This window comes from Streptomyces sp. NBC_00102, assembly GCF_026343115.1.
Classification (GTDB): Bacteria; Actinomycetota; Actinomycetes; order Streptomycetales; family Streptomycetaceae; genus Streptomyces.
This window is the reverse complement of record NZ_JAPEMC010000001.1, coordinates 6,185,691-6,211,534: the sequence shown is the minus strand read 5'-3', so window position 1 is coordinate 6,211,534 and position 25,844 is coordinate 6,185,691. Positions and strand designations below refer to the sequence as shown.

The following is a 25,844-nucleotide window of genomic DNA, read 5'->3' as shown; positions in this document are numbered from 1 at the left end:
CTCCTCCTGCCTCAGGCCCGGGTGAGAACGAGGGCCGCGTTGTGGCCGCCGAAGCCGAGCGAGGTCTTGGCCGCGTGGTCGAAGGTGTGCGGCCTCGCCTCCTTGCTCACCACCTCGACCGGGATCTCGGGGTCGGGCGCGTCCAGATTGACGGTGGGCGGGACCAGTTGGTGCTGGAGCGCGAGGACCGTCAGCGCCGTCTCGATGCCTCCGGCGGCCCCGAGGGTGTGGCCGGTCATCGCCTTGGTCGAGGTGACGAGGGCCTGGTCCCCGACGACCCGGTGGAGCATGGTCGCCTCGATGAGGTCGTTGGCGACCGTGGAGGTGCCGTGCGCGTTGACGTGGCCGATGTCCCGGCCGGTGAGCCCCGCGTCCGCGAGGGCGGTGCGCAGCGCGCGTTCGACGCCCAGGCCGTCGGGCTCGGGGGCGACGGTGGAGAAGGCGTCGCTGGCGGCGCCGTAGCCGCTGACGTGGGCCCGGACCACGGCGCCCCGGGCACGGGCGTGGTCGGGGTGCTCCATGACCAGCAGCCCGGCTCCCTCGCCGACGACGAAGCCGTCCCGGTGGACGTCGAAGGGGCGGCAGGCGGACCGCGGGTCGTCCCGCCGGGTGGAGACCGCCTTCATCTGGCAGGCACTGGCGATCAACAGCCGGGAGCAGACCGATTCGGCGCCGCCCGCGATCACGATGTCGCAGGCCCCGGTGCGCAGCAGTTGGTGCGCGGTGCCGATGGCAACGGTGCCGGAGGAGCAGGCGGTGGAGACGGCGAGGCTGGGGCCGTGGACGGTGAGGTCCAGGGTGACGCTGCTGGCCGCGCCGTTGACGACGACGAGGGGGGCGAGCTTCGGCGAGACCCGGCGGGCGCCGCGCTCACCGAGGGCGGTGTGCTGTTCGTCGTAGAACGGGAGGCCGCCGTGGGCCGAGCCGATCACGACGCCGACCCGGGCGCTGTCCCAGTCCGAGGGGTCGAGCCCCGCGTCGGCGACGGCTTCGCGGGCTGCGATGACGGCGAGTTGGGAGAACCGGTCCATCAACCGCTCTGCGGCGATGCCGAGTTCGGCACGGGTGTCCAGTCCGGTGACGGTGTAGAAGAAGTCGCAGGGCAGGCCCGCGAGTTCACTGCGGCGCAGCACGGAGGGCCCGTCGCCCTCGCCGCGGACTCCGCGCCAGGAGGCGTCGGTTCCCACTCCGGCGGCGGTGACCAGGCCGAGGCCGGTCACGGCGGCGTGGAAGGGCTCCGGGCGGGGACGCGGCCACGGACCGGCGGCCGGGCGGGTCATGCGGTGACCTTGTCGTGCACGGCGGAGACGAGCCGGCCGACGGTGTCGCGGGAGGTGATCTCGACGTCCTCCAGGTCGACGTCCATCCGGTCCTCGATGAGCAGCCGCAGCTCCTCCAGGGCGAGGGAGTCCAGGCGTAGCCGGCGGAGCGGCACATCTTCGCCGATCGCCTCGGGGTCGGTACCGAAGTTCGACACCAGCAGGTCGGTGATGTGTTCCGAGGTGCTCATGGCGCGCTCCTCCGCTCGGTGACGCGGTGACGCCTGCCGCGTGGGGGATGAGGTGGGCCATCGGGGGACGCCGGCTGCTCCGAAGGGCCTTTATACGCCCTCGCGGTCCATGATCGGCCCCGCGTTCCCCCGTGCGGTGGGGGTCTGGGCAGGTGTGCGAATCCCCGGGCGCCGGCCCGCCGGTGACACCTCTCCGGCGTGAGCACCTGACGACTCTCCGACGTACACCCAACGCCCGCACAGGTTCGCCCATGTGGCCCCGTACACTCCGCGATCATGACAACGGAATCACTGCCCCTGGAAGTCCCGTCGGCCGAGGACCCCGCCCTCTTCGCCACCATGTCCACCATGCGCGCGATGCGGCGGCTCTCACCGGAGCCGGTGGCCTGGGAAACGCTGGAGCGACTGGTACAGGCGGCCGTCTGGGGTCCCAGCGGCGGCAACATGCAGGCCTACGAGTACGTCGTCGTCACCGACCGGCAGGTGATGGCGGATCTGGCGCCGCTGTGGAAGCGGTGCGTGGACGCGTATCTGGCGACGACCGGGAAGTACGCGCCGAAGGGCATGGACGACGCGGCGTACGGGCGGATGGTCGCGGCCATCGAGTACCAGCGCGACCATTTCGCCGACACCCCCGCGCTCGTGGTGCCGTGTTACCGCTTCCCCGAGCCCCGCCTGGACGAGGAGGGGCTGATCGCCTCCGCCGTGGCGCTGGGGCCGGTGGCGACCGAGCGCCTGATGACCACGCAGGACCGCTTCCAGGCGCTGGCGGAGGGCTCCTGCGTCTATCCGGGGGTGCAGAACCTGCTGCTCGCGGCCCGGGGCCTGGGACTCGCCGCCAACGTCACCATCTGGCACCTGATGCTGGAGCAGGAGTGGAAGGAGGCGCTGGGCATCCCCGAGGAGATGCGGACCTTCGCCGCCGTTCCGATCGGGTGGCCGAAGGGGAACTTCGGTCCCGTGCGGCGGCGCCCGGTCGCCGAGGTCGTGCACCGCGACCGCTGGTAGAACCTCGGCCGCGCACTGGTGGGACCGCAGGATCCGGCGCCCGTCTCCCCGTCCGGGAGGCGGGCGTCCATTTTCTCCACGCATCGTCAGACGCATTGCTCCGATGGGGTGTTGGCCCGGCGAGCCGCATCCGGACGTCATTGTCATGCATTCTTCAGATGGATAGCCTGTGGCCGCTCGGCAGCCCTCGGCCCACCCCACCGGACCGAGGGCTCTTTCTCTCCCCCACACACGCAGGAGCAGACATGCCCAGACGCCCCGTGCGCCGTCGCGCCTCCGCCCTGGCCGCTCTCACGGTCGCGGCCGTCGTAGCGGCGGGACAACCGGCCCTGGCGTCGGCCGCCCCGGACCCGACCGCCAACGCACTGAACCAGGCTTTCGCCCGCGCCGCCGTCGAGTACGGCGTCCCCCGCGACCTGCTCGCGGCGGTCGGCTACGGCGAGACCCACTTCGACGGCCACCAGGGACTCCCCAGCCAGGACAACGGCTACGGGGTCATGCACCTGGTGAGCAACCCGACCAACCGGTCCCTGGAGAAGGCCGAAGCCCTCACCGGGGCCTCGGCCGCCCAGCTGCGCGAGAACACCGCGACGAACGTCCTCGGCGGCGCCGCCGTGCTCCGCTCGTACGCCGACTCCCTCGGGCTCGACCGTAACGAGCGGCTCGACGTCGACTCCTGGTACCAGGCGGTCGCCCGGTACGGCGGCGCGGAGGGGCCGGCGGCGGCTCTCTACGCCGACTCGGTCTTCTCCTTCCTCGCCGGCGGTCTGCGGGCCAAGACGCCCGCGGGCGAGGAGATCACCGTCCCCTCACGTCCGGTCTCCCCGGAGAAGGGCACGCTCACCCCGAGCGACGTGAGCACCCGGTCGGCGGACTACCCCTCGGCGCTCTGGGTACCCGCGGCCACCACCAACTACCGGTCGGGCCGGACGGCGGACATCGACACGGTCGTCATCCACGTCACCCAGGGCTCGTACGCGGGCTCCATCAGCTGGTTCCAGAACCCCGCGGCCGTCGTCAGCGCGCACTACGTGATCCGGTCCTCCGACGGCCAGATCACCCAGATGGTGCGGGACAGCGACACCGCCTACCACGCGAAGAGCGCCAACGCCTCGGCCCTGGGCATCGAGCACGAGGGGTGGATCGACGACCCGAGCTGGTTCACCGACGTGATGTACCGCTCCTCGGCGGCCCTCACCCGTTACCTCTGCGACCGGCACGGTATCGCGAAGGACAGGGCGCACATCATCGGGCACAGCGAGGCGCCCGGCAACGACCACACGGACCCGGGCCCCTACTGGGACTGGACCTACTACATGCAGCTGGTCGACGGCTCCGCCGAGGGGTCCACGGACGCGCTGAGCTTCTCCTCCTACACGACCCAGCAGTCCGGCTCCAGCGGCGCCCAGGTCAAGGCGGTGCAGCAGCTCCTCAACACCCAGGGCTACGAAGCGGGCGCCGTCGACGGGGAGTTCGGCTCGGCGACCAAGACCGCGGTGCAGGCCTTCCAGCGTGCCCGAGGACTGGACGCGGACGGCATCGTGGGCGCGAAGACCTGGACGGCCCTGCTGTCGGCCGGCGCCACCCCCGACCTGCGCCAGGGCAGCACCGGTGACGACGTCAGGCGCCTCCAGCGGGCGCTGACGGCGGCCCTCGGCTCGACCGTCTCCATCGACGGCGACTTCGGCTCCGGCACCGCCACCGCCGTACGCACCTTCCAGACCGACCACGGGCTGACGGTGGACGGCATCGTCGGTACGGCGACCTGGACGGCGCTGCAGTCGGGCAGCTGATCCACCGGCCGATCCGGCCGGGCGTGCGTCGCGGGCGGGCCGGGAGCAGGTGCCGGCCCGCTTCGGCGTGCGGGTGGAGCACCGGCAGGGTGCCGCAGCCGGCGTCGCACCCCCACCAGGACTCGCGGGACGGCCTTCAGGTCGCGCACGGCGGGTCGTACGGCAGTTGAACAACGTACCGGCTCCATTGCTGCCGGCTCAGGGCGCCGGAACTCCCGGCGCAGATACGGCTGGTGGCAGCCTCCACATCCAGGTCCCAGAGCGTGGCCACGCCTTCGTCGGTGGTGGCGGCCAGGGTACGGCCGTCCGGAGCGAACGCCAGTACGGCGACGAAACCGGTCTCCACCGTCAGCGGCAGGCCGATGGGGACAGGGTGGTCGGGATCGGTGACATTCCACAGGTTGATGGTGCCGGCGTCGGTGTGGCCGGCCGCCGCGAGCGTGCGTCCGTCGGGGCTGAACGCCACGGACCACAGGCTGCCGCCGGGCACGGTCAGGGGACTACCCCTCTTCGTCAGGTGGTTGGGGTCGGTGGCGTCCCACAGAGTGACGGTGCCGCGGCTGTTGCCGGTGGCGAGCGTGCGGCCGTCCGGGCTGAAGGCCACCCAGGTGCTGGTGGCGGCCGGCTGGTCGATCGGCTGCCCGACGCGGACCCCGGGGTCCGTCGTGCTCCACAGTCCGACTTGGCCGTTGCTGCCGTCGCCGCCGGCCACCAGCACCGTGCCGTCGGGGCTGTACGCCAGGGACTCGACGGACCTCGTTCTCGAATTGGAGATGCCGGGCGTATCGGTGGGTGCAGCGGGGTCGCTGACGTCCCACAGGGCGATCTGACCGTACTGGTCGTCGCCCGCCGCGGCCAGGGTCTTGCTGTCGGGACTGAACACCAGGGAGAAGATGAGCCCGTTCGCCCCGGTGAGGGTCTCGGGGTAGCGGACGGGATGGCTGGGATCGGAGGTGTTCCACAGCGTGACGGTGCCGCCGCTGTCGCCTGCGGCCAGGATGCGCCCGTCGGGGCTGAACGCCACGGCGTCGACCGGGTGCTCGGGGCCGGTGAGGGGATCGCCCCGGGGAGCGGGGTGGCCGGGGTCGGCGGTGTCCCACAACGAGACCGTGTCGTTCTGGTTTCCGGCGGCCAGCGTGCGCCCGTCGGGGCTGAACGCCACGGATGCCACGTTGCCGCCCGCGCCGACGATCCGGGTCGGCGGGATGCTCCACAGATCGACGTTGCCGTCGGTGTTCCCGGCGGCGAGGGTACGGCTGTCCGGGCTGAACACCACGTCGGTCACCGCGTCGACGGGACCGGTCAGCGGCCGGCCCAGAGGGCTGATGGCCCCGAGGTGGGCGACGTTCCAGAGATAGATCGAGTGGTCGGTGCTGCCGCCGGCCAGAGTACGGCCGTCGGGGCTGAACGCAACCGACATCACGGGCATGGCGGGTCCTGTCAGCGGGGTGCCCAGAGTGGCCGGGTGGCCGAGGTCCGCGACCTTCCACAGGTGGACCTTGCTGTCATTGCATCCTGCGGCCAGGGTTCGGCCATCTGTGCTGAACGCCAGGGAGTCGACGAAGGCCCCGGCCTTCAGGGAACGGCCGCGGCCGGGGTGGGCCGGATCCTCGGTGTTCCACAGACCGATGGTGCCGGCCTTGTCGTCGCATGCCGCGGCCAGGGCGTGCCCGGTGGGACTGAACGCGATGCGACGGGAGAAGACGTCGGGGCAGTCGAGGTCCAGAGGCGCCCGCACGGGGGCGGCGTCGTCGGGGCGGGTGACGTCCCACAGGCTGACGAGCCCGGCGTGCCATCCGGCGGCCAGGGTCCGGCCGTCCGGGCTGAACGCCAGTGACTCGACGGAGGTCGCGGCGTCGAATCCCAGGACCCCGGGGCTCTTCAGCCGGCCGAGCAGGACGGGGTGGCTGGGGCTGGTGAGGCTCCACAGGTCGACGAAGCCGCCGGAACCGGCGTCGCCGTTGTGGATGGTGTGGCCGCCGACGGCCAGCACCCGGCCGTCCGGGCTGAACGCGAGCGACCGGATGTCGTTCACGGAACGGTCCACGGGCACGGGTTTCCCCAGGGCCGTCGGGCGGCTCGGGTCGGAGACGTCCCACAGCCGGACGAGGTTCCGGTCGGCGTTCCCGGCCGCCAGCATGTGCCCGTCGGGGCTGTAGGCGACGGTCTGCACCGCACCTCGCGGGCCGGGAAGCCTGGTGTCCAGCGGCGTGTTCTCGGTCGTGATCAGACGGGAGGCTGCGTCCTGAGTCGGGTCCATGCGGTAAGCGGTCAAGGCGAGTTGGGCGGAGAGCGAGGGGTCGGCGGACGCCAGCTGCACGGACGCGGAGGTGACGGCGGCGGTGATGGCCCGGTCGCGGTCTCGCAGAGCCCGGTCGGCGGCGTCCCGGGCGTGGGACTCCTGCCGGAAGGCGAACACCGCCGCCAGCGACGCGGCCACCGCCAGCGCGGTGATGGTGGCGACGGCGGCGCGCCGGAGCCGTTGCCCTCGCCGCTGATGGTGGCGGGCGGCTGCCAGGAACGCCCGGGCGGATCCGCTGAGTTCCGGCCCGTGGGTCGCGGCCCAGGCGAGGGCCGACTCCAGACGGTTGCCGCGGTACAGCGCGGCCGCCTCCCGGTCGGCCTGTTCCCAGAGCGCGGCGGCCTCTTCCAGATCCTGGCGCAGGAGGTTCCCGCTCCGGTCGAGCTCGATCCAGTCGCGCAGCCGGGGCCAGGCGCGGATCAGTACCTCATGGGTCATCACCACCGTCTCCTGGTCGAGGGTCAGCAACCGGCCCCGTGTGAAGTCGTCCAGGACGCGGACGGTCGCCTCCGAGTCCGGCGAGTGCCGCAGCAGTTCGTCGTAACGGACGCGCCGACGGGTGTCGTCGGCGTCGCGTCCCACGATGACGAGCCGCAGGAACACCCACCGTGCGGCCTCCCGGCAGGGTGTCGGCAGGGTGTCGTAGAGCCGGTTCGCCGTGTTGGCGATCGCGCCCTGGATACCGCCGGTGACGCGGTATCCGTCCACGGTGAGGGTGTGGCCGTGGCGCTGTTGCCAGGTGGCCCGCAGCGCGTGTGCGAGCAGCGGCAGCCGGCCCGAGGTACTCGTGCCGACCGGTCCGCCGACCGCGCCCAGGTCCGCCAGCAGCACTTCGACCAGGCCGTCCTCGACGTCGAGTCCCACGTTGCCGGCAGGCCGGCGGATCGCGTCCTTGAGCTCGCCCTCCGTCATCGGCTCCAGCAGGACCGGTCCGGCCCTGAGCGCAGCCCGCAGCTGCGGATGGGCCGTGCACGCGGCGTAGAAGTCCGCGCGCACCCCCAGCACCACGACCGCGCCGCCCGCCGGCCGGGCCAGCCGGTCGAGAAGGTCGATGAACCACTGCCGTTCGGTCTCGTCGCCGCACGCCGTAAAGACTTCCTCGAACTGGTCGACGACGACGACCAGGCCCGCAGATCGGCTCTCCCCTGCGGACACGGGCTCACCGGCCCCGAGGATCTCGCGGAGTTCGGCGAGGCACCGTGCGGGATCGGTGCGCCACTCCGGTGTCCTGCGGCGGGCAGTCTCGGCGTCGAGCCCCGCCGCCGTCGCCAGGGCCAGCGCCGGGGACGCCGTCGGGGTCAGCACCAGCCGCGGCCAGGTGCTCGAACCCGCCACCGGGAGCCGGCCGTCGTCCAGGGCCGGCAGGACCCCGGCCGCGAGCAGGGACGACTTCCCGGCCCCCGAGGGGCCGATCAGCACCAGCGGGCCGCCCTCGCGCATGCGGGCGTCCATCCGCTCGCAGACGAGGTGGACCATGCGCTCACGACCGTGGAACCAGTGCCTGTACCGTGCGTCGAACGGGGCCAAACCCGGGTACGGGCAGAGCACTTGGTCGGATCCGGGGCCGGGCACGGTTCTGCGGCCCTCGTCGGCGAGGCGCAGGTGGAGGTCGCGGCCGGCCATGAAGACGTCGCCCCCGATCGCGCTCGCCTGCTGCGGTCTCGGCTGCCAGGGCGGCGGCCTCTCGGGGGGCGGGGCTCCGGTGCCGGTCTCGGTCACTCCCGTACGCCCCGGGTGATGGTCATGTCCCGGCCGGCCTGGAACGCGTCACCGCCATGGACGTGCGCCTCCTGCGTCAGTGAGCCGGCGATCCGCTGGTCCGGGCTTCCGCCGGCGTGGGGCCCCTCGCCGAACAGCGCGCGCAGTTCGTCGACGGCTTCCGGCCGCGAGGCCAGCAGCCGGACGAGACGGGCCTGCCACTCGGTGACCAGGAGCCCCTGCAACTCGTCACTCTCGCCGCTCTGCTGCGCGTGCAGCAACTCACCCCGGGCGTCGTCGAGTTCGACCTCGACGAGCTCCGGGTGGGCGTTCCGCCACAGCGACAGCACCGAGGATCTGACCGCGGCCCAGCCGTCCGTCGCCAACAGGTCGATCAGGCGCGCCGCGGCTGCCGATGCCAGGCCGGCGAGTTCCACACTCGTCTCCATGTCTTCTTCCTCGTCCGTTATCCGCCGTGCGCCGCGATCGCGGTCAATGTCAGATGGGAGGCGATGAACACGTGGTCGCCGCCCACCGTCCACAGGAACCCGACGTCGGGCTGTCCGGGGTCGGTGTACTTCCACCGCGCTCTGCCGGTGGCCGCGTCTATGGCCCACAGCGTCTTGGCACTGTCTGTGGCGAACACGGTGTCCGCCGAGCACTGCGCACTCTTGCCGGTGACTCTGAGGGCCGCGTTGAACATGTTGGAACTGCCCGTGTCACTGGCACCGTCGAGCGTCGCGACCCACCGGACCGTGCCGTCGGCCGTGTCCAGGGCGGCCAGGTCGCTACCGACCGCTACGTAGACGGTCGCCCCGTCCAGGCTGGCGAACGGGGCTCCGATCGTGACCTTGTCCCCGTTCTTCGACTTGAATGGCTGATGCCATTTCTCGCGACCGGTGGCCGCGTCGACGGCGGACAGGGTGTCGCCGGTGCCGGCGGCGAAGAGGAACAGCCCGGCGGCGTAGCACGTCAGTGGCCAGCCGGTGCTGAAGTAGTACTGGGATGCCTGGACGGACACCTTCCAGCCGCGGGCGCCTTTCCGGCCCGCGTCGATCATCTGGACGCGACCGGCCCTCCCGGTCGGAACGGCGGAGGTGGCCAGCAGGCGGGAACCGGTGGCAGGCACGAGCACGTTGTTGATATCGGTGCCCTTGACCTGCCAGAGCCTCTTGCCGGTCGCCGCGTCGTACGCGCGGACGAAACCGGTGGTCGGTTCATCGGTTGAGGACTTACCGTCCAGCAGGTTCAGCTGGCCGCAGAGGTACACCGTGTCACCCACGGCTGCCACATAGGTGCTCCAATACAACGCCGTGTCGGCGCCGCTGCGCTCGCCGTCGGCGAGCTGGGTGGCCCACTTCGCCTTCCCGTCGGCGGCACCGAATGCCGCCAGCAGGCCCGTCTGATCAGGTGTGTCGCAGAGCAGGTAGAACACTCCGTCCGCGTACGCCGTCGGGTAGACGAAGCTCCCCACGCCGAATTCGTTGGTCGTGTTCATCGATGCGAACGTCGACTTCCCGGTCGCGGCGTCGAGGAAGGACGTGCCGTTGCCGGTGACCACCATGACCACCTTGTCGGACGCTTCCAGGCAGGTGGGTGCGTGTTTTCCCGTGCCGGACCATTCCTTGACGGCGTCCGGTGCGGTCAGGACGATCGCTTCCGGTCCGCCCGTCGGGGACGGGGGCGCCGAGGAGGCCGAGGTCGGGCGCACGGCCCGCGAAGAGGCCGACCCCGAGGTGGGCCCGGGCCGGGCGGCCCGGCCGTCGGGGGCCGGTGACGAGTCGTCGGAGAACGCGACCGCCGCCGCGGCTCCGCCGAGCACGGCCACACCTCCCGCCAGTCCGATGATCAGGTTACGGCGGCTGACGCCCGCACCGGAAGCGGCCACCGGTTCGGGAGTGAGCGGTCCCCGGTCCCGGCTCGCGGCGGACACCGCGCCCAGCGCCGCGGTCGCGGCCGCCATGTCGGCGGTCACCGCCGGAGGCAGCCAGCTCCCCCGCAGAACAGGCAGGGACTGACGCCTCAGATAGTCCACGAGCTGCTCCGCCGTGGGCCGTTCCCCCGGTTCCGGGTACAGGCAGCCGCCGATCACCTCGCGCAGCGACACGGGAAGCGCATCCGTGTCCGGCACCCTTCCGGAAGCCGCGAACAGCACGGTCTCCCCGAGAGCTGACATGTCGTCGGCCGCCGAGGGGGCCGGGCTGCCGGTGGCTCCCGCGATCCCCATCGCCGTGATGCGGGGCCCTTCCATGGTCAGCAGCACCGAGTCCGGGTTCACCTCTCCATGGACCGCCCCGACCGCGTGGAGCACGGCAAGCGCCCGGGCGAGGCCGTCGGCGAGCGCCCGCAGAGCCGGTTCGGACAGTGGGCCGTGCCGGTCCACCGCCTGCCGGAGCGGCAACCCGGCGGTGAACCCGGTCGCCAGCCAGGGGGCGGATGCGTCGGCATCGGCATCCACCACCGGTACGAGGAAAGCACCGGACAGCGTCCTTGCCACCTCGACGGCGGCCCGGAACCGGTCCCGGAACCCCGGGTCCGCGGCGAGTCCCGGCCCCACCACGGTGACCGTGACGAGGAGCCCGTCGCCCGAGCGGGCCGTGAAGGCCTCGCTTCCGCCGAAGGCGCTCCGCCGTCCCAGCAGCGTGTACGGCCCGACCCGACGGGCCCGGTCCGCTCCTGGAAGATCCATGTCTCCGCCCCTCACGCCAGCCTGATCGTCTGGTCACGGGCCGCCTGGTAGGAGCTCCCGCCACCGGACACATGGGCCGTCATGGTCACCGGCTGATCCGCCTCGGGGGACGGTGCGCTCCCGTGCCCGGGTTCGCCCGCGGGGTCCACGCCGGACAGGAGAGCGATCACCGCATCGCCCAAGTGCGCCAGCCCGTCCGGCAGATGGGTCTCCGGGACCCGGAGGAACTGCAGGCGCGCCAGCTCCGCGATCTCGGCCGGAAGCGCCGAGGCGGCGGGCAGCATCGTCGCGTCGCCCAGAAGGACCGGAACGACCCGGTTCCCCGCCCGCAGAGCCGTCTCGATCTCCAGGCGGACCCAGTCGTGATTCCGGTCCAGGAGTCGCACACCGTCCTCGCCCCGCGCGTCGAGCCACCCCGGCCCGATCAGTACGCACATGAGCTCGCACTCGGCTGCCTGCCGCCGGAGGATCTCGGCGAAATCGGCTCCGGGCGGTATCGACGGGCCCGACTTGAAGATCTCGTCGGCACCTATGCGGTCGGACAGCGCCCGATAGACGCGTTCCCGCATCCACCGGGAGTCCGGTTTGCGGAAGCTGAGGAAGATGCTCGGCACGATTGCCCCCTCTCTGACGGGACTTGACGTACGGATCGTGCTCACCCTAGAGGTGCGGTACGCGCCCGGCTGCTATTCGCAGGGGATTGAATAGCAGCCGTGGGGCTCCGTACGCTGGTGGGTATGGACTCTGCGGACGCAGGGGGGACCGCCCCGGCGGGGAGACCGGTCGGCACGCGTCTGCCGCCTGGTGACTTCGGCGTCGTCCTGGCCGCTCTCCGGGCGCGTCGGGGGTGGAGCGTGCGCGAATTCGCCCGGCGCGCGAACGTCTCCGAAGGGCAGATCTGCAATCTGGAGAGCGGGGTGCGCAATCCGACGCCCGCGGTGGCGGCGGCGTGCGACAAGGCCTTCGGCACCGGCGGGGATCTTGTCGAGCTGGCGGGGGACGGCCGCCGCGGCGCCCGGGCCGAGGCCGTCGTCGACGCCGGACCCGTGATCGCCGGGTACGAGCGGATCCTGCGGGAGCTGAAGGACATCGGCAGGTCCAACGGGCCGAGATCCGTCACCGCTTCGATGAAGTCGATCACGCGGGTCCTCACGGACGCCGCTCCGCGCGCGGTCGGCGAGCAGCGTGCCCAGATCTGGCTGCTGGCCTCCCGGTTCGCCGAGTACACGGGATGGATGGCGCAGGAGGCCGGCAACCCCGCGGAGGCGTTGCGCTGGACCAGTATCGCCGTCCGCTGGGGTGCGGACGGCGGGGACGAGACGGTGGCCGCGTACGCCCTGGTCCGCAGGGCGTTGATCGCGCAGCACCGGGGTGACACCCGTGCGGCGATCGACTTCGCCGACCGGGCGGCCCGGCACCCGGCGGCCGGTCCGGTGATCCGTGCCCACGCCGCGCGACGGGCGGCCCAGGGGCATGCGCGCCTCGGCGAGGCGGAGGCCTGCCGCGAGGCGCTGGAGCGTTTCAGGAGCCACGCCGCCGAAGTCACCGACGCGCGGGTCCCTCACTGGGGGCCGCGCGTCGAAAACGGCAACCCCCGGCTCATCGAGGCGTCCTGCATGCTGGGTCTCCGTCGCTTCGAAGAGGCCGCCGATCTCTTCGCCGCCGAGCTCCGGTGCCTCCCGGCCGCCCCCGCGGACAGCAACTCCCGGGCCCGTTTCGCGGTCCGGCAGGCGACGGCCCTGGCCGGCATCGGCGGCCTGGAGGACGCCTGTCGGATCGTCGAGGCCGCGCTGCCCGTGATCGAGCGCATCGACTCCGCGACCGTCCGCGCGGAACTGCGCCGTTTCGTGGATCTGGCCCGGACCCGGAAAGCCGGCCCGGGCCAGATCGCCCTCCTCGACGCGTCGGCCACCCTCGCGAGCCGCTGACGGCCACCCCCTCGGGGGCCGTGCGGACACCGGTGGCCCCGCACCCCTGGCGGGGGTGCGGGGCCACCGGTGGCCATCTGCGCCGAGGCGTCACTTCAGGCCGAAGGCCCGGATGATCTCCTCGTCCACGGCGAGGCCGTCCGGGCCCTCGGCGTGCGCCTTGAGGGAGACCGAGGTGGCCCCGGTCTTCGGCGGGGTGAACGTCGCGGTCCAACTGCCGGACGCGGTCCTGCTCAGCCTGACGGTGCTCCACTTGGCGCCGTCGTCGTAACTCACCTGCAGGGAGGCGCTGGTCGCCTTCACCGCGCCGTCCAGCCATGCCTGTGTCCCGGCGCCGAGGCCGAGTTCGACCTCCTTGCCGGCCTTGACGTCACCGGCGAGGTCGGTGTCGACGTCGAAGTCCAGCTGGATCAGCGGGATGTCGCTCTGCGCGTACCCAGCCTCGCCCCCGTCGAGCTGCCCCGAGCGGAAGTCCCACTCGGTGTGGGTGCGCGTGGAGGACTTCCAGGTCTCGGCGTCGCGGCCGGAGTCGAGAACCAGGCGGTACGGCAGCTTCTCGGGCGAGAGGTCCCAGGCGTAACCGGCCCGGCCCGCGCCCTTCTTGATCAGGGTGTCACCCTGGTAGAACGCGTAGCTCGTGGTGTCGTACTCGTCCGAGGGCATCGATCCCGAGTGGCCTTCGCCCGAGTCGGTCCACGCGCTGATGTTGAACTGCATGTCGTTGTACGAGGTACGGAACGGGCCCCAGTAGCCGGTGCCGAGGCGGGGGCTCGTCACCGGGGCGAACCAGTCGTCCTTGTAGGTGCGGCCGGCCGTGTAGTCGAGCGAGGCGCTGCGCATCTCGGCGGCGGTGTCGGTGGCGTCGGCGTTGAAGACGGAGTGGTTCTCGTACCAGAAGGAGTCGCCCGGGAGCGGGGTCACCCACTCGTCGCGGACGCCCGGGAACTGCTCGTACTCGTCGAACCCGACGCCCGGGCCGTAGTCCGGGATGTCGTAGCGGTAGCCGGCACCGAGCGTCTTCTTCGCGCCGTAGAAGGTGTTCTCCACCTTGGCGAGTTGACGGGTGGACGGAGTGAACGCCAGTGAGCGGTCGGGGATGTTGCCGTCGTGGCGGTCGACCAGGTCGTAGACGTAGTCGGCGAAGTCCTTCTGGTCGACGTCGATCTTCTTGCCTCGCTGGGCGGCCCGGACCAGGGACTGGCCGGCGATCTTCTGGGCCGAGGCCACCGGGATCGCGGACTCGGTGCCCCACTCGGTGTAGGGCTCCATGAGCACGCCTCGGCCGTCGTTGACGACGAAGAGCGCCTCGGCTCCGGCGGCGACCGCGTTGGCGAGCCGGTCGGCGGGGGCGACGGCGTCGCTGCGGGTGATGACCACTGCCTTGCCCTTGGCCCGAATCCCCTTGTAGGCCGCAGCACTTCCGTCTCCGGCGTACACGGCGGCGAGCTCCTGCTCGCGGTCCTCGGCGACGACGGAGCCGACCTGCACGGTGACCGGGACGTCGTCGCCGTCGGCCGTGACGTCGATCTGTTCCTCACCCAGGCGCCAGCGGGTCAGGAAGCTGAAGGTGCCCTGGGTGACCTTCTCGGTGGGCGCGGCCCACAGCTCGTCGTAGGTCAGCGGGATCTGGTAGACGTCGCGTTGCAGCAGGCCGCTGGGGGACGTACGGGCCATGTCGTAGCGGAGCTGGCGGGTCTCGGACTCCTGCGGGGCCTTCGCGCTGATCTTGCGGGCCTTCGACGCGTCGAGGGTGATGGTCTTCGGCCCGGTGCCGAGGATGGTCTCGGGTGCGGCGAGGAAGGCGAGCGCCTTGGAGTCGGCGCGGTCACCGTCGATGTCGAGGGCGGTCCAGGCGGTGTAGTTGCCCGGGGGGAGCCGCAGAGTGGTCTCGCCGGAGACGTTGACGACGCTCAGCTGAGGGTCTTCGAGTGCGGCGAACACGACCTGTCCGTCCGTCGGTTCACCCGCCCGGTCGCGGAGCTGGATGGTGAGGTCGTAGCGCTCCTCCTCCTTGGACGCCGCGAAGCCCGTGTGGGCGACGGTGGCGCCGGTCGCGTCGGTGGCGAACACCTGGCCCGAGAAGAGGGTGCCCGCGTCGATCCTGGCCGGGTCGATGGAGAGCACGGCCTCGGCGGACGAGCCTGCCGGGACGGTCAGCTCCGGGGTGGAGAGGGTGTACGCGTCGGAGTCCGAGTCGGTCGCCAGGTGGAGCGTGACGTCCTGCTTGCCGGTGTTGGTGTACGTGATGGTCCGGCGGGCCGTCTCGTCGGAGGCGTCGTGCGGCCAGGCGTAGTCGGCGACCTCGACGGAGCCGGTGGCCTCGATCGTGGTGTCGACGGCGGCCTTGACGTCCACCCGGCCGGTTCCCTGCTCGTACGGGGTGTACGCGGTGAGCCGCTTGGACGTGCTCATCAGCGCGTCCTTGATGCGCGCGCCGGACCACTCGGGGTGGCGCTGCTTGAGGATGGCGGCGGCACCGGCGACGTGCGGGGTCGCCATCGAGGTGCCGTCCATCGACTGGTACATGCCCTCCATGCCGGGGACGGACTGCGAGGCGGCCGCGTTGATGCCGACGCCCGGGGCGGAGATGTCGGGCTTCAGACCGTGGGTGTTGATCAGGGGGCCCATGGAGGAGAAGTCGGCGCGGTTGTCCTGCTTGTCGACGGCGGCGACGGTGAGTGCCTCGGCCGCCGAGCCGGGCGCGCTGATGGTGCCGGCGCCGTAGGAGTTGCCGGCCGCGATGACGAAGAGCGGACCGCCGTTCGCCGAGAGGGCGTCGACCGCCTGGGCCATGGGGTCGCTGCCGTCGTCCGGCACCGGGGCGCCGAGGCTCATGGAGACGACGTCGGCGCCTTCGGCCTTCGCCCATTCCATCGCCTCGATGATGCCGGAGTCGGCGCCTTCGCCGCTGTTCCCGAGCACCTTGCCGATCAGCAGTCCGGCGCCGGGGGCGACGCCCTTGTTCAGCCCGTCCGACGCGGCGCCGGATCCGGCGACGGTCGATGCCACGTGCGTGCCGTGGCCGTTCTTGTCGTCCACGTCCTCGCCGGGGACAAAGCTCTTCGACTCCAGGATGCGGTCCTTGACGTCCGGGTGGTCCGCGTCGATGCCGGTGTCCAGGACCGCGACCTTGATGCCCGTTCCGTCGTACCCCTCGGCCCAGGCGGCGGGCGCGTTGATCTGCGGCACCGATTCGGAGAGCTGGGCCGTCGATCGGCCGTCGAGCCAGAGCTTGGAGAGGCCCGCGTCCAGCGAACGTGCGGTCTGTGTACGGGATATGTCGTCCCAGAAGGTGCGCGCCTCGGACTTGTCGGTGGTGAGCGCCACCGAGTGGATCGACTCCAGGGTGCGCGTCTTCCTGGCGCCGTCCGGTGTGACGGGCACCGAACGCGCGAGGGACTGCGGGTAGGTGGCGATCAGCGGGATGCCGCCGGTCCGCTCGTCGTCGTACCCCATGCCGATCAGCGCCGAGATGTTGAAGAGCCTGCGGTCGAGCTTGCCCGCGGCGAGGAGGGAGGTCGCCTCGTCGGGCAGTACGTAGAGGTCGTCGCCGGCCTGCTGGACGTGGACGCCGCCAATCGCGCCGTCCGGGCGGTCGACGGTGACGGTGCCTTGGCCGCCGGCTCCGGCACCCTCGACGTAGTGCACCACGTCACCGGTGACGAGGGTGATGTCGTGGCTCTGCGGTTCGGCCGCCTGCCGGGCATGTGCGGCCGGGGTCCGGGGGGGCGCCTGGTGGGGGGATGCCGATGCGGAACCGGCGGCGGGGAGCATGACACCGCTCACGAGCGCGACGGAGGTCGCCATGAGAAGGAGCGTGCGTCCCTGGCGAGCGGGTCTCGCCCGGCCGGAAACGGAGGGGGCTGAAAATGTCATGGTGCTGATCTACCGGCAAACGGCGGACGGCAAAGCGGTTTCGCCCTGGCAGGAAACCGCCGTGGCGACTAACCGCCAGGCACTGAGAGGGCGTTCATCGCGGCGAAGTCCAGGACCGGGACGTCCGACGGGCGGATGGGCTCGTGATGGATCGGGGTACGGGCACCGGTGAGCCGTGCGCCGCTGCCGCCGTACCGCTCGGCCACGATCTCCGCCATGATCGAGAGCGCGGTCTCCTCGGGCGTACGGGCCCCGAGGTCCAGTCCGATCGGAGAGTGCAGCCGGTCCAACTCCTGCGTGGTGATGCCCTCTTCGCGCAGCGCCGCCTCCCGCTCCCGGTGGGTGCGCCGCGACCCCATGGCACCGACGTACCCGACCGGCAGCCGCAACGCGGTCTTCAGCAGCGGTACGTCGAACTTGGGGTCGTGGGTGAGGACGCAGAGGACGGTACGCGCGTCGACCTCGGCGGTCGCGAGATAGCGGTGCGGCCAGTCGACCACGATCTCGTCGGCCTCGGGGAAGCGGGCTGCCGTGGCGAAGACGGGCCGGGCGTCGCAGACGGTGACCCGGTAGCCGAGGAACGCCGCCGCCCGGGTCAGCGCCGAGGCGAAGTCGACCGCCCCGAAGACGATCATGCGGGGCGGCGGCACGACCGACTCCACGAACACGGCGACGGGCCGACCGCTCGGCGAGCCGTCCGCGCCGACCGTGACCGTGCCGGTGCGCCCGCCCGCCAGCATGGCCCGCGCTTCCGCGACGACGGCTCTCCCGAAAGCGTCCGACTGATGTGACGTTCCGTCAATTTCGCAACCCACGGGCTCGTTCGCCGGAACGAACACGGCCTGCCCGAGGAGTTCGGCGGGGCCTTCGACGACCCGGGCGAGAGCGGCCGGCCGCCCCGCCGCGGCCGAGGCGAGAGCCGCCGCCACGACCGGGCGGGCGGCGTCACCGGCGCGGACCGCGGTGACCAGTACCTCGATGGTCCCGCCGCAGGTGAGGCCGACCGCGAAGGCGTCCTCGTCGCTGTAGCCGAACCGCTCGCGGACGGTGGTCCCGTCGTCCAGGGCCTGGCGGCACAGTTCGTACACCGCGCCCTCCACGCAGCCGCCGGAGACCGATCCCACCGCCTCGCCGTCCCGGTCGACGGCGAGTGCGGCGCCCGGCCGGCGGGGCGCGCTTCCGGTGACCCGGACGACGGTGGCGACGGCGAAGTCCCGTCCCTGCGCGGTCCATCGGTGCAGTTCGGCGGCGATGTCCAGCACGCGTCTCTCCTCTCGGGCGGTGTCGGCACTCCGGTCGGGCTCTCGGGGGACTGCGGCGGTCGCCGCACCGCGAGCCGTGATCAGGTGCCGGTGAGGTGCTCCGGGCGTACCGGGGTCCGGTTGAGCTCCAGGCCCGTCGCCGCCCGGATCGCGGCGAGTACCGCGGGGGTGGACGAGAGGGTGGGGGCCTCGCCCACACCCCGCAGGCCGTACGGGGCGTTGTGGTCGGCGAGTTCGAGTACGTCGAGAGGAATGGGCGGGGTGTCGAGGATGGTGGGGATCAGGTAGTCGGTGAAGGACGGGTTGCGGACCTTCGCGGTGACCGGATCGACGAGGATCTCCTCCATCACGGCGATGCCGAGCCCCTGGGTGGAGCCGCCCTGGATCTGTCCGGCGACTGCGAGCGGATTGAGCGCCCTGCCGACGTCCTGGGCACAGGCGAGTTCGATCACCTTCACGAGGCCCAGTTCGGTGTCCACCTCCACCACGGCCCGGTGCGCGGCGAAGGAGTACTGCACATGGCCGTTGCCCTGGCCGGTGCGCAGGTCGAAGGGTTCGGTGGGGCGGTGGCGCCACTCCAGCTCGACGTCGACCACCTCGTCGCCCAGCACGTCGGCGAGACCGGCGAGGGCCTCGCCACCGTCGGTGACCACCTTGCCGTCCTCAAGGAGCAGCTCGGCGGTGGCCCAAGCGGGGTGGTACGTACCGAACTTGGCGCGGCCCAGCTCCAGCACCCGTTCCCGGACGGCCTCGCAGCTGTTCTTGATCGCACCGCCGGTGACGTACGTCTGGCGGGAGGCCGAGGTGGAGCCGGCCGAGCCGACCCGGGTGTCGGCGGGCTGGATGGTGACCTGGTCCACGCCGAGTTCGGTGCGGGCGATCTGGGCGTGCACGGTGACTCCGCCCTGCCCGACCTCCGCCATCGCGGTGTGCACGGTGGCGACCGCCTCGCCGTTGATGACCTCCATCCGGACCCGGGCGGTGGAGTAGTCGTCGAAGCCCTCGGAGAAGCCGACGTTCTTCAGCCCGACCGCGTACCCGACGCCCCGCACGACGCCTTCCCCGTGCGTGGTGTTGGAGAGCCCGCCCGGCAGCGCGCGTACGTCGACCGAACCGGCGCCCGACACCGGGTCGGCGGTCAGCCACTGGCGTTCGGGCGGCAGCGGGCGGGACCTGACGCGGCGCAGGAGTTCGGCGACCGGCGCGGGCGAGTCGCAGGGCTGCCCGGTGGGCAGCAGGGTGCCCTGCTCCATGGCGTTGATACGGCGGAACTCCACCGGGTGCAGGCCGAGTTCGGCGGCGAGCTTGTCCATCTGGGCCTCGTAGGCGAAGCATGCCTGGACGGCCCCGAAGCCGCGCATCGCCCCGCAGGGAGGGTTGTTGGTGTAGAGGGCGATCGCCTCGATGTCGACGTCGTCCACGGCGTACGGTCCCACCGAGAGCGAGGCCGCGTTGCCGACGACGGCCGGGGAGGACGAGGCGTAGGCGCCACCGTCCAGCACGATGCGGCACTTCACGTGGGTCAGCTTGCCGTCGCGGGTGGCGCCGTGCTCGTAGGTGAGCCTGGCGGGGTGGCGGTGCACATGGCCGAAGAAGGACTCGAAGCGGTTGTAGACCATCTTGACGGGCTTGCCGGTGCGCAGCGCGAGCAGGCAGGCGTGGATCTGCATGGACAGGTCCTCGCGTCCTCCGAAGGCCCCGCCGACGCCGGAGAGCGTCATCCGGATCTTCCCTTCGGGGAGGCCGAGGACGGGAGCGATCTGCCCCAGGTCGGAGTGGAGCCACTGGGTCGCGACGTAGAGGTCGACGCCGCCGTCCTCGGCGGGGACGGCCAGTCCGGACTCGGGGCCGAGGAATGCCTGGTCCTGCATGCCGAAGATGTACTCACCGCGCACGACCACGTCCGCGCGGGCCGCCGCGGCCGCCGCGTCGCCGCGCACGATCGGCTGGCGGTGCACGACGTTGGGGTGCGGGACGTGACCGCTGTGGTGGTCGTCGCGGCCCTCGTGGAGCACGGGCGCGCCAGGGGCGGTGGCGGACGCCTCGTCGGTGACGACGGGGAGTTCGGCGTAGTCGACGCGGATCTTCGCGGCGGCGCGGCGGGCGGTCTCGGGGTGGTCGGCGGCGACCAGCGCGACCGGTTCGCCGTGGTGGCGGACCCGGCCGTGGGCCAGGGCGGGGGTGTCCTTGATCTCCAGGCCGTAGTTCTTCATGGCGGCGGGCAGGTCGTCGTGGGTGAGGACCGCGTACACGCCGGGGGTGGCGAGCGCCTCGGAGATGTCGATGGAGCGGATCTCGGCGTGGGCGGTGGTGGAGCGCAGGGTGTGGCCCCAGAGCATGTCCTCGTGCCACATGTCGGAGGAGTAGGCGAACTCCCCCGTGACCTTGAGGGTGCCGTCGGGACGCGGGGTGGACTCGCCGATCCCGCCCCGGGTGCGTGCGCCCTGGGTGAGGCCGACCGGGGTGCCGATGGTCGTCATGGGCGTACCGCCTGTCCGGAGCGGGCGGCCGCGAGGCGGACCGCGTCGAGGATCTTCTCGTAGCCGGTGCAGCGGCAGAGGTTGCCGGAGAGCGCCTCGCGGATGTCCTGGTCGGACGGTGAGGGCCGTTGTTCGAGCAGTTCGTCGGCGGCGACCAGGAGTCCGGGGGTGCAGAAGCCGCACTGCACCGCTCCGGCGTCGACGAATGCCTGCTGTACGGGCGAGAGCGGGGGGCCGTCCGGTCCCGGCGCGGCCTGCCAGGAGCGCGCTTCGTCGAGGCCGGTGCCGCAGCCCCGGGCCGCGCAGCCGTCTCCGGGGTGGGCGGCGTCGCGGTGGCGGGCGTAGTCGGCGAGCCCTTCGACGGTGACGACCTCGCGTCCCTCGGCCTGCCCGGCGGCGACCAGGCAGGCGCAGACGGGCACCCCGTCGAGGCGGACGGTGCAGGAGCCGCACTCGCCCTGCTCGCAGGCGTTCTTGGAGCCGGGCAGGCCCAGGCGCTCGCGCAGGACGTACAGGAGGGACTCGCCCTCCCAGACGTCGTCCGCCTGTTGCGGCCGGCCGTTGACGGTGAAGTGGACGCGCATGGTCAGCGGGCTCCTTCGGGGGTGCGCTCGGTGCGGTACTGCTCCCAGGTCCAGCCGAGGGTGCGGCGGGCCAGGACGCCGACGGCGTGGCGGCGGTAGCGGGCGGTGCCGCGGACGTCGTCGATCGGGTTGCAGGCGCCGGAGGCGAGGACGGCGAACTCGCGGGCGACGGACGGGGTGATGATGTCGCCGCTCTCCCAGAAGCCGCCCTCGTCGAGCGCGGCGTTCAGGAACTCCTCGGCGGCCCGGGCGCGGACCGGGGTGGGTGCGGCGGAGCCGATTCCGGTGCGCACCGTGCGGGTCCGCGGGTGCAGGGCGATCGAGAAGGCGCAGACGGCGATGACCATGGCGTTGCGGGTGCCGACCTTGGAGAACTGCTGCGGGCCGTCGGCCCTGGCGATGTGCACGGCGCGGATGAGTTCGTCGGGGGCCAGGGCGTTGCGTTTGACGCCGGTGTAGAAGTCGTCGATCGGGATCATCCGGGTGCCGCGTACGGACACCGCCTCGACCTCCGCGCCCGCGGCGAGCAGCGCCGGGTGGGCGTCCCCGGCCGGGGACGCGGTGCCGAGGTTGCCGCCGACCCCGCCCCGGTTGCGGATCTGCGGGGAGGCGACGGTGTGCGAGGCGATGGCCAGCCCGGGGAGCTCGGTCCGCAGGTGTTCCATGATCGCGCTGTACGGCACCGAGGCACCGAGGCGTACGGTCCGCTCCGAGACCTCCCACTCGGAGAGTTCACCGATCCGGCTCAGGTCGAGGAGGTGGTCGGGGCGGCGGTGGTCGAAGTTGATCTCGACCATGACGTCCGTCCCGCCCGCGAGAGGTACGGCCGCGGGGTGCTCGGCCTTGGCGGCGAGCGCGTCCTCCCAGGCGGCGGGTCGAAGGAAGTCCATGAGTGGCTCTCTTCTCGGTGGGCTGCGCACGGTGGAAGGACCCGCGTGGGGCCGGGCAACGGTCGCCCGTCATCAGTTGTTGACGCAGGGTGGCTCCCAGTACACAAGCCGTGCTCCAACCGGTGCAGTCACCGAAACAATGAAGGAGTTGGCTGGCCTCCTCGCTCGTCTTGTAGATTCGAACGAATGGTGAGGGTCGGAAACCTCGCCGCAATTCACAGGACTCCTGGCACTACGGAATACAGATCGGCGGCAACGAGATGCGGCTGCGCGCACTGCTGGACACGGACGCGCTGGGGCTGCGGCTGCTCGGCGGCGACGACGAGCTGGACCGTCCGGTCCGGGGCGTCATGACGACGGACCTGCGCGACCCGAGCCGCTACCTCTCCGGCGGCGAGCTCGTGCTCACCGGGCTGGCCTGGCGCCGTGACGCCGCCGACTCCGAGCCCTTCGTACGGATACTCGCCCACGCCGGGGTCAGCGCGCTGGCGGCGGGCGAGGCCGAGCTCGGTCCGATACCCGACGACCTGGTCGAGGCGTGCCGGCACCACCGCATGCCGCTCTTCGCGGTGAACGAGACGGTTGCCTTCGCGACGATCACCGAATACGTCGTGCGGCAGGTGTCGGGCGAGCGGGCCGGGGACCTGGCCGCCGTCGTGGATCGGCACCGCAGGCTGATGACCTCGGGCCCCGCGGGCGGCGGACCCGAGGTGGTCCTCGACCTGCTCGCCGGAGATCTGTCCCTGTCGGCGTGGGTGCTCTCCCCCACCGGGCGCCGGATCGCGGACGCCGGGAAGCCGCTGCCCGGCCCGGTCGCGGCCGCTCTCGCGGGCCGCCACCTGGCGGCGGCCAGGACCGGCCGCCGGGGGCCGCACGCGGCCTCGGTGGACGGCACCACCTACGCGCTCTTCCCGATCCGGAACACCGGCCGGGGCGCCGCACCCGCCCCGCAGGACCCGCGCGGGTCCGCCCTCTCCGAGTGGCTCCTCGCGGTGGAGGCCGACCCGGGCGACTGGCCCGAGGCCCGGCTGGACCTGCTCCAGGGGGTCACCCAGCTGATCGCGGTCGAGCGCGACCGGCGCGACGCCGCGCGCACGGTGCGGCGCAGGCTCGCCCAGGAGGTGCTGGAGCTCGTGCAGACCGGTGCCGTCCCGGCCGAGATCGCGGCCCGGCTGCGGGTCGCGGCGCCGGTGCTGCTGCCCGGCCTCGGTACCGCACCGCACTGGCAGGTCGTGGTGGCGCGGGTGGAGTGGGAGGCCGCCGAAGGCACCGCGGGTTCCCCGGCCCGCAGCGCGGCGCAGAACCACACGGACGGGGCCGGCGGCGCGGTGGCCCAGGCGCTGCTGGAGGAGATCCTGGTAGATCCGGCGGTCACCGGGCCGGATTCGGCGGACCGGATAGCGGTGGCGTACACGGAGGACGAGGCCGTCGCGCTCGTACCGCTGCCCGCGGTCTCTCCGGCCGGGCCGGTGCCCGGCGAGGGACCCGACGGCGACGGTGTCGACGGGCCCGACGGGCCGGCCCTCGGGACGGACCCCGCTCTGCGGGCGAGCGTCCTGCTGGACGCGGTCCGCGAACCGCTCTCGGCCGGACTCGCGGAGGACGGCCGGCTCACCCTGGGCGTCAGCGCGGCCGTCCACTCGGCCGAGGGGCTGCGCGGCGCGCTGGAGGAGGCCCGGCACGCCCGCCGGGTCGCGGCGGCCCGCCCGGGCCGGGTCTGCGCGGCCGGCCACGACGAGCTGGCCTCGCACGTACTGCTGCTGCCGTTCGTTCCGGACGACGTGCGGCGGGCCTTCACGGCTCGGCTGCTGGACCCGCTGCGGAGCTACGACCGGCGCCATCGCGCCGAGCTGATCCCGACCCTGGAGGCGTTCCTGGAGTGCGACGGCTCCTGGACGCGCTGCGCGGCCCGCCTCCACCTGCACGTCAACACGCTGCGCTACCGCGTCGGGCGTATCGAGCAGTTGACGGGTCGCGACCTCTCCCGGCTGGAGGACAAGCTCGATTTCTTCCTCGCCCTGCGCATGAGCTGACCTTTGTCGGCCTTGCCGGTCAATGCCCGGGCCCCGCAAGGCCTGTCCCCGTTTGTGAAATCTTTCACCTGAACCTGGCCCGCCCTCTTGGCCGGGCTGCCGATCCGTGCTGAGATGCGCCCACACTCAACAGCTCAATGGCGCGCTCGGGGAGGCAATGTGGCGTACACCGCCATGTCTGGGTCCGGAACGACAGCCGATGACGAACCTCCTCTCCTGACCGCGGTGTGGCGGCTGCGCTCCCGCGCCTGCTGGACGGACGCCGCCGCGCTGCTCGGGCCCAGCGCCGCGACCGACCCGGCCGCCGCCCTGCAGCGCACCACCCTGCTGACCGAGCGCTGTCTCTACACGACCGAGGGGTGGACCGACGCCGAGGAGGCCCTGCGGGCGGCCGAGGCACTCGCCCGGGACAACGCCGAGCGGGGAGCGGCCGCCTGCGAGCGCGGTTACCTCGCGTACGCCTCGACCCTGCTCGGCATCCGCGACCGGGCCGACGAAGCGTCCGTGGCCCTGAGCCGCGCAGCGGCCCTGCTCGCCCCCGACGCGCCGGGCCGGCCCCTGCTGGACTTCCGGCGCGGGCTGATCGCCCAGAACATCGCCCGGGCGCCCGATTCCGCGCGGGCCGCCTTCCGGCGGGCGCACGCGGGCGCCACCGCCCGGGGGGACGCGTTACTTCTCTCCTTCACCTGGCGCCACCTGGCGTCCCTGGCCCTGAGCGAGGGGAACCCGACGGAGGCGCGCCACGGCTTCGCCGAGTCGCTGCGGATAAGGGAGGAGCTGGGCTACCTCGTCGGTACGGCCCCCGCGCTGATCTCCCTCGCGGAGACCGAGACGGAGCCGGTGGCCACCCGGCTGCGGGCCGAGGCGGGCCGCCTCTTCCGGCTGCTGGGCGGCGTCCCCACCTGGCTCGCCCCGCTGCTCGACGAGCCCCCGGAACCGGAGGTCGCCGCGGCGAACTGAGCCGTCCGGCCCGGTCCGCCGGCGGGCGCACGTCTCAGGCGTCCGCCGGGGACCGGTAGTGCTCCGCGACCAGGGCGCGTACGGCCGTCAGGTCACGGTCGGTCAGCGCGTCCAGGAGCGCGGTGTGCTGTGCCGCGTCGGCCCGCAGGTTCGCGGGACGGCCAGGGGCGGTCCCGGGCAGCGGTCCCGGGCAGCGGCGGTGGAGGTCGTCGGCGAGGGCCACCAGCTGATCGTTCCGGGCGAACCCGAGCAGGGCCCGGTGGAAGGCGCGGTCGCTCTCCGTGTAGGCCGAGCGGTCGCCGGTCGCCGCCGCGGCGACCGTGGCCTCCGCCAGCGGCCGGAGCGTCCCCCAGCGGCAGGCGGGCACGGTCCGGGCGAGCCGCAGCACCACGGGGGCCTCCATCAGCGCGCGGACCTCGGCCAGTTCGGCCAGTTCGCGCGGGCCGCGCTCGACGATGCGGAAGCCGCGGTTCGGCACGACCTCCACCGCCCCCTCCGCGGCCAGCCGTTGCATCGCCTCGCGCACCGGGGTGGCGGACACTCCGAAGCTCGCGCCGAGCGCGGGGGCCGAGTACACCCGCCCCGGGACGAGCTCCCCGGCGGCCAGGGCGTCCCGCAGGGCGCCCAGGACCTGCCCCCGTACGGAGTAACGGTGGACGGGCGGCGGTACGGCGGCCTCGCCGTGGACGTGTTCGACCCGCGCCGGACCGCGTCCGGCCTGCACGGGCACCCGGGGGGCCGTACCGGTCGCGAACACCTCGAACGCCCCGGAGGCCCCGGGCCGCTCAGCCCCGGGCCGCTCAGCCGGGTACGCGACGTGCGCGGGGGCGT

The 25,844-nt window shown here is 72.6% G+C and carries 17 protein-coding genes; 5 read left to right on the top strand and 12 right to left on the bottom strand.

Going from position 1 to position 25,844, the window contains the following annotated elements; genetic code table 11:
- Positions 1 to 11 precede the first annotated feature (11 nt).
- On the bottom strand, positions 12 to 1,280 hold the full coding sequence (locus OHA55_RS27240; RefSeq protein WP_266710299.1) for a beta-ketoacyl synthase: 1,269 nt from the start codon (positions 1,278 to 1,280) through the stop codon (positions 12 to 14).
- Positions 1,277 to 1,510 (bottom strand): acyl carrier protein, encoded by a 234-nt coding sequence (locus tag OHA55_RS27235; RefSeq protein ID WP_266710298.1) that lies wholly within the window; start codon positions 1,508 to 1,510, stop codon positions 1,277 to 1,279. The genes OHA55_RS27240 and OHA55_RS27235 overlap by 4 nt, the downstream gene beginning before the upstream one ends.
- 276 nt (positions 1,511 to 1,786) lie before the next feature.
- On the opposite strand from OHA55_RS27235, the gene OHA55_RS27230 reads away from it, so the two are divergent.
- Both OHA55_RS27230 and OHA55_RS27225 read left to right on the top strand, forming a co-directional pair.
- Positions 1,787 to 2,518 carry a nitroreductase family protein gene (locus tag OHA55_RS27230; protein ID WP_266710297.1) on the top strand — a complete coding sequence of 244 codons (732 nt, stop codon included), beginning with the start codon at positions 1,787 to 1,789 and terminating at the stop codon, positions 2,516 to 2,518.
- 245 nt (positions 2,519 to 2,763) lie between these two features.
- The gene (locus tag OHA55_RS27225) at positions 2,764 to 4,311 is read left to right on the top strand and encodes a peptidoglycan-binding protein (protein WP_266710296.1); all 1,548 of its coding nucleotides are present in this window, start codon (positions 2,764 to 2,766) and stop codon (positions 4,309 to 4,311) included.
- Between the two features lie 136 nt (positions 4,312 to 4,447).
- Here OHA55_RS27225 and OHA55_RS27220 read toward each other — a convergent pair whose 3' ends face one another.
- From OHA55_RS27220 to OHA55_RS27205, 4 genes are read right to left on the bottom strand one after another with little or no spacing between them, the layout of a single operon-like run.
- A complete protein-coding gene (locus tag OHA55_RS27220; protein WP_266710295.1) occupies positions 4,448 to 8,332 on the bottom strand; it encodes a hypothetical protein in 3,885 nt (1,294 codons plus the stop codon).
- The gene (locus OHA55_RS27215; RefSeq protein ID WP_266710294.1) at positions 8,329 to 8,760 is read right to left on the bottom strand and encodes a hypothetical protein; all 432 of its coding nucleotides are present in this window, start codon (positions 8,758 to 8,760) and stop codon (positions 8,329 to 8,331) included. The genes OHA55_RS27220 and OHA55_RS27215 overlap by 4 nt, the downstream gene beginning before the upstream one ends.
- A gap of 17 nt (positions 8,761 to 8,777) precedes the next feature.
- The gene (locus OHA55_RS27210; RefSeq protein ID WP_266710293.1) at positions 8,778 to 11,000 is read right to left on the bottom strand and encodes a PQQ-binding-like beta-propeller repeat protein; all 2,223 of its coding nucleotides are present in this window, start codon (positions 10,998 to 11,000) and stop codon (positions 8,778 to 8,780) included.
- 11 nt (positions 11,001 to 11,011) lie between these two features.
- Positions 11,012 to 11,614, bottom strand: a complete 603-nt coding sequence (locus tag OHA55_RS27205) for a toll/interleukin-1 receptor domain-containing protein (RefSeq protein WP_266710292.1) — start codon at positions 11,612 to 11,614, stop codon at positions 11,012 to 11,014.
- Positions 11,615 to 11,737: 123 nt separating this feature from the next.
- Here OHA55_RS27205 and OHA55_RS27200 point away from each other — a divergent pair, with 123 nt between their 5' ends.
- On the top strand, positions 11,738 to 12,928 hold the full coding sequence (locus OHA55_RS27200) for a helix-turn-helix domain-containing protein (protein ID WP_266710291.1): 1,191 nt from the start codon (positions 11,738 to 11,740) through the stop codon (positions 12,926 to 12,928).
- Between the two features lie 90 nt (positions 12,929 to 13,018).
- On the opposite strand, the gene OHA55_RS27195 is transcribed toward OHA55_RS27200, so the two are convergent.
- From OHA55_RS27195 to OHA55_RS27175, 5 genes are all read right to left on the bottom strand, one after another.
- Entirely contained in the window at positions 13,019 to 16,735 is a 3,717-nt protein-coding gene (locus OHA55_RS27195; RefSeq protein WP_266710290.1) for a S8 family serine peptidase, read from the bottom strand.
- Positions 16,736 to 16,872: 137 nt separating this feature from the next.
- Entirely contained in the window at positions 16,873 to 18,066 is a 1,194-nt protein-coding gene (locus OHA55_RS27190; protein WP_266710289.1) for an XdhC family protein, read from the bottom strand.
- A gap of 80 nt (positions 18,067 to 18,146) precedes the next feature.
- The gene (locus OHA55_RS27185) at positions 18,147 to 20,546 is read right to left on the bottom strand and encodes a xanthine dehydrogenase family protein molybdopterin-binding subunit (RefSeq protein ID WP_266710288.1); all 2,400 of its coding nucleotides are present in this window, start codon (positions 20,544 to 20,546) and stop codon (positions 18,147 to 18,149) included.
- Complete coding sequence (locus OHA55_RS27180; RefSeq protein ID WP_266710287.1) at positions 20,543 to 21,130, bottom strand: (2Fe-2S)-binding protein; 588 nt, start codon at positions 21,128 to 21,130, stop codon at positions 20,543 to 20,545. The genes OHA55_RS27185 and OHA55_RS27180 overlap by 4 nt, the downstream gene beginning before the upstream one ends.
- A gap of 2 nt (positions 21,131 to 21,132) precedes the next feature.
- Entirely contained in the window at positions 21,133 to 22,020 is an 888-nt protein-coding gene (locus tag OHA55_RS27175) for a xanthine dehydrogenase family protein subunit M (RefSeq protein WP_266710286.1), read from the bottom strand.
- Between the two features lie 260 nt (positions 22,021 to 22,280).
- Here OHA55_RS27175 and OHA55_RS27170 point away from each other — a divergent pair, with 260 nt between their 5' ends.
- Positions 22,281 to 24,053: a PucR family transcriptional regulator gene (locus OHA55_RS27170; protein ID WP_266710285.1), complete on the top strand. Its 1,773-nt coding sequence runs from the start codon at positions 22,281 to 22,283 to the stop codon at positions 24,051 to 24,053.
- Between the two features lie 174 nt (positions 24,054 to 24,227).
- Positions 24,228 to 25,013: a hypothetical protein gene (locus OHA55_RS27165; RefSeq protein WP_266710284.1), complete on the top strand. Its 786-nt coding sequence runs from the start codon at positions 24,228 to 24,230 to the stop codon at positions 25,011 to 25,013.
- A gap of 34 nt (positions 25,014 to 25,047) precedes the next feature.
- Here OHA55_RS27165 and OHA55_RS27160 read toward each other — a convergent pair whose 3' ends face one another.
- Entirely contained in the window at positions 25,048 to 25,737 is a 690-nt protein-coding gene (locus OHA55_RS27160; protein ID WP_266711188.1) for a GntR family transcriptional regulator, read from the bottom strand.
- Positions 25,738 to 25,844: the final 107 nt, after the last annotated feature.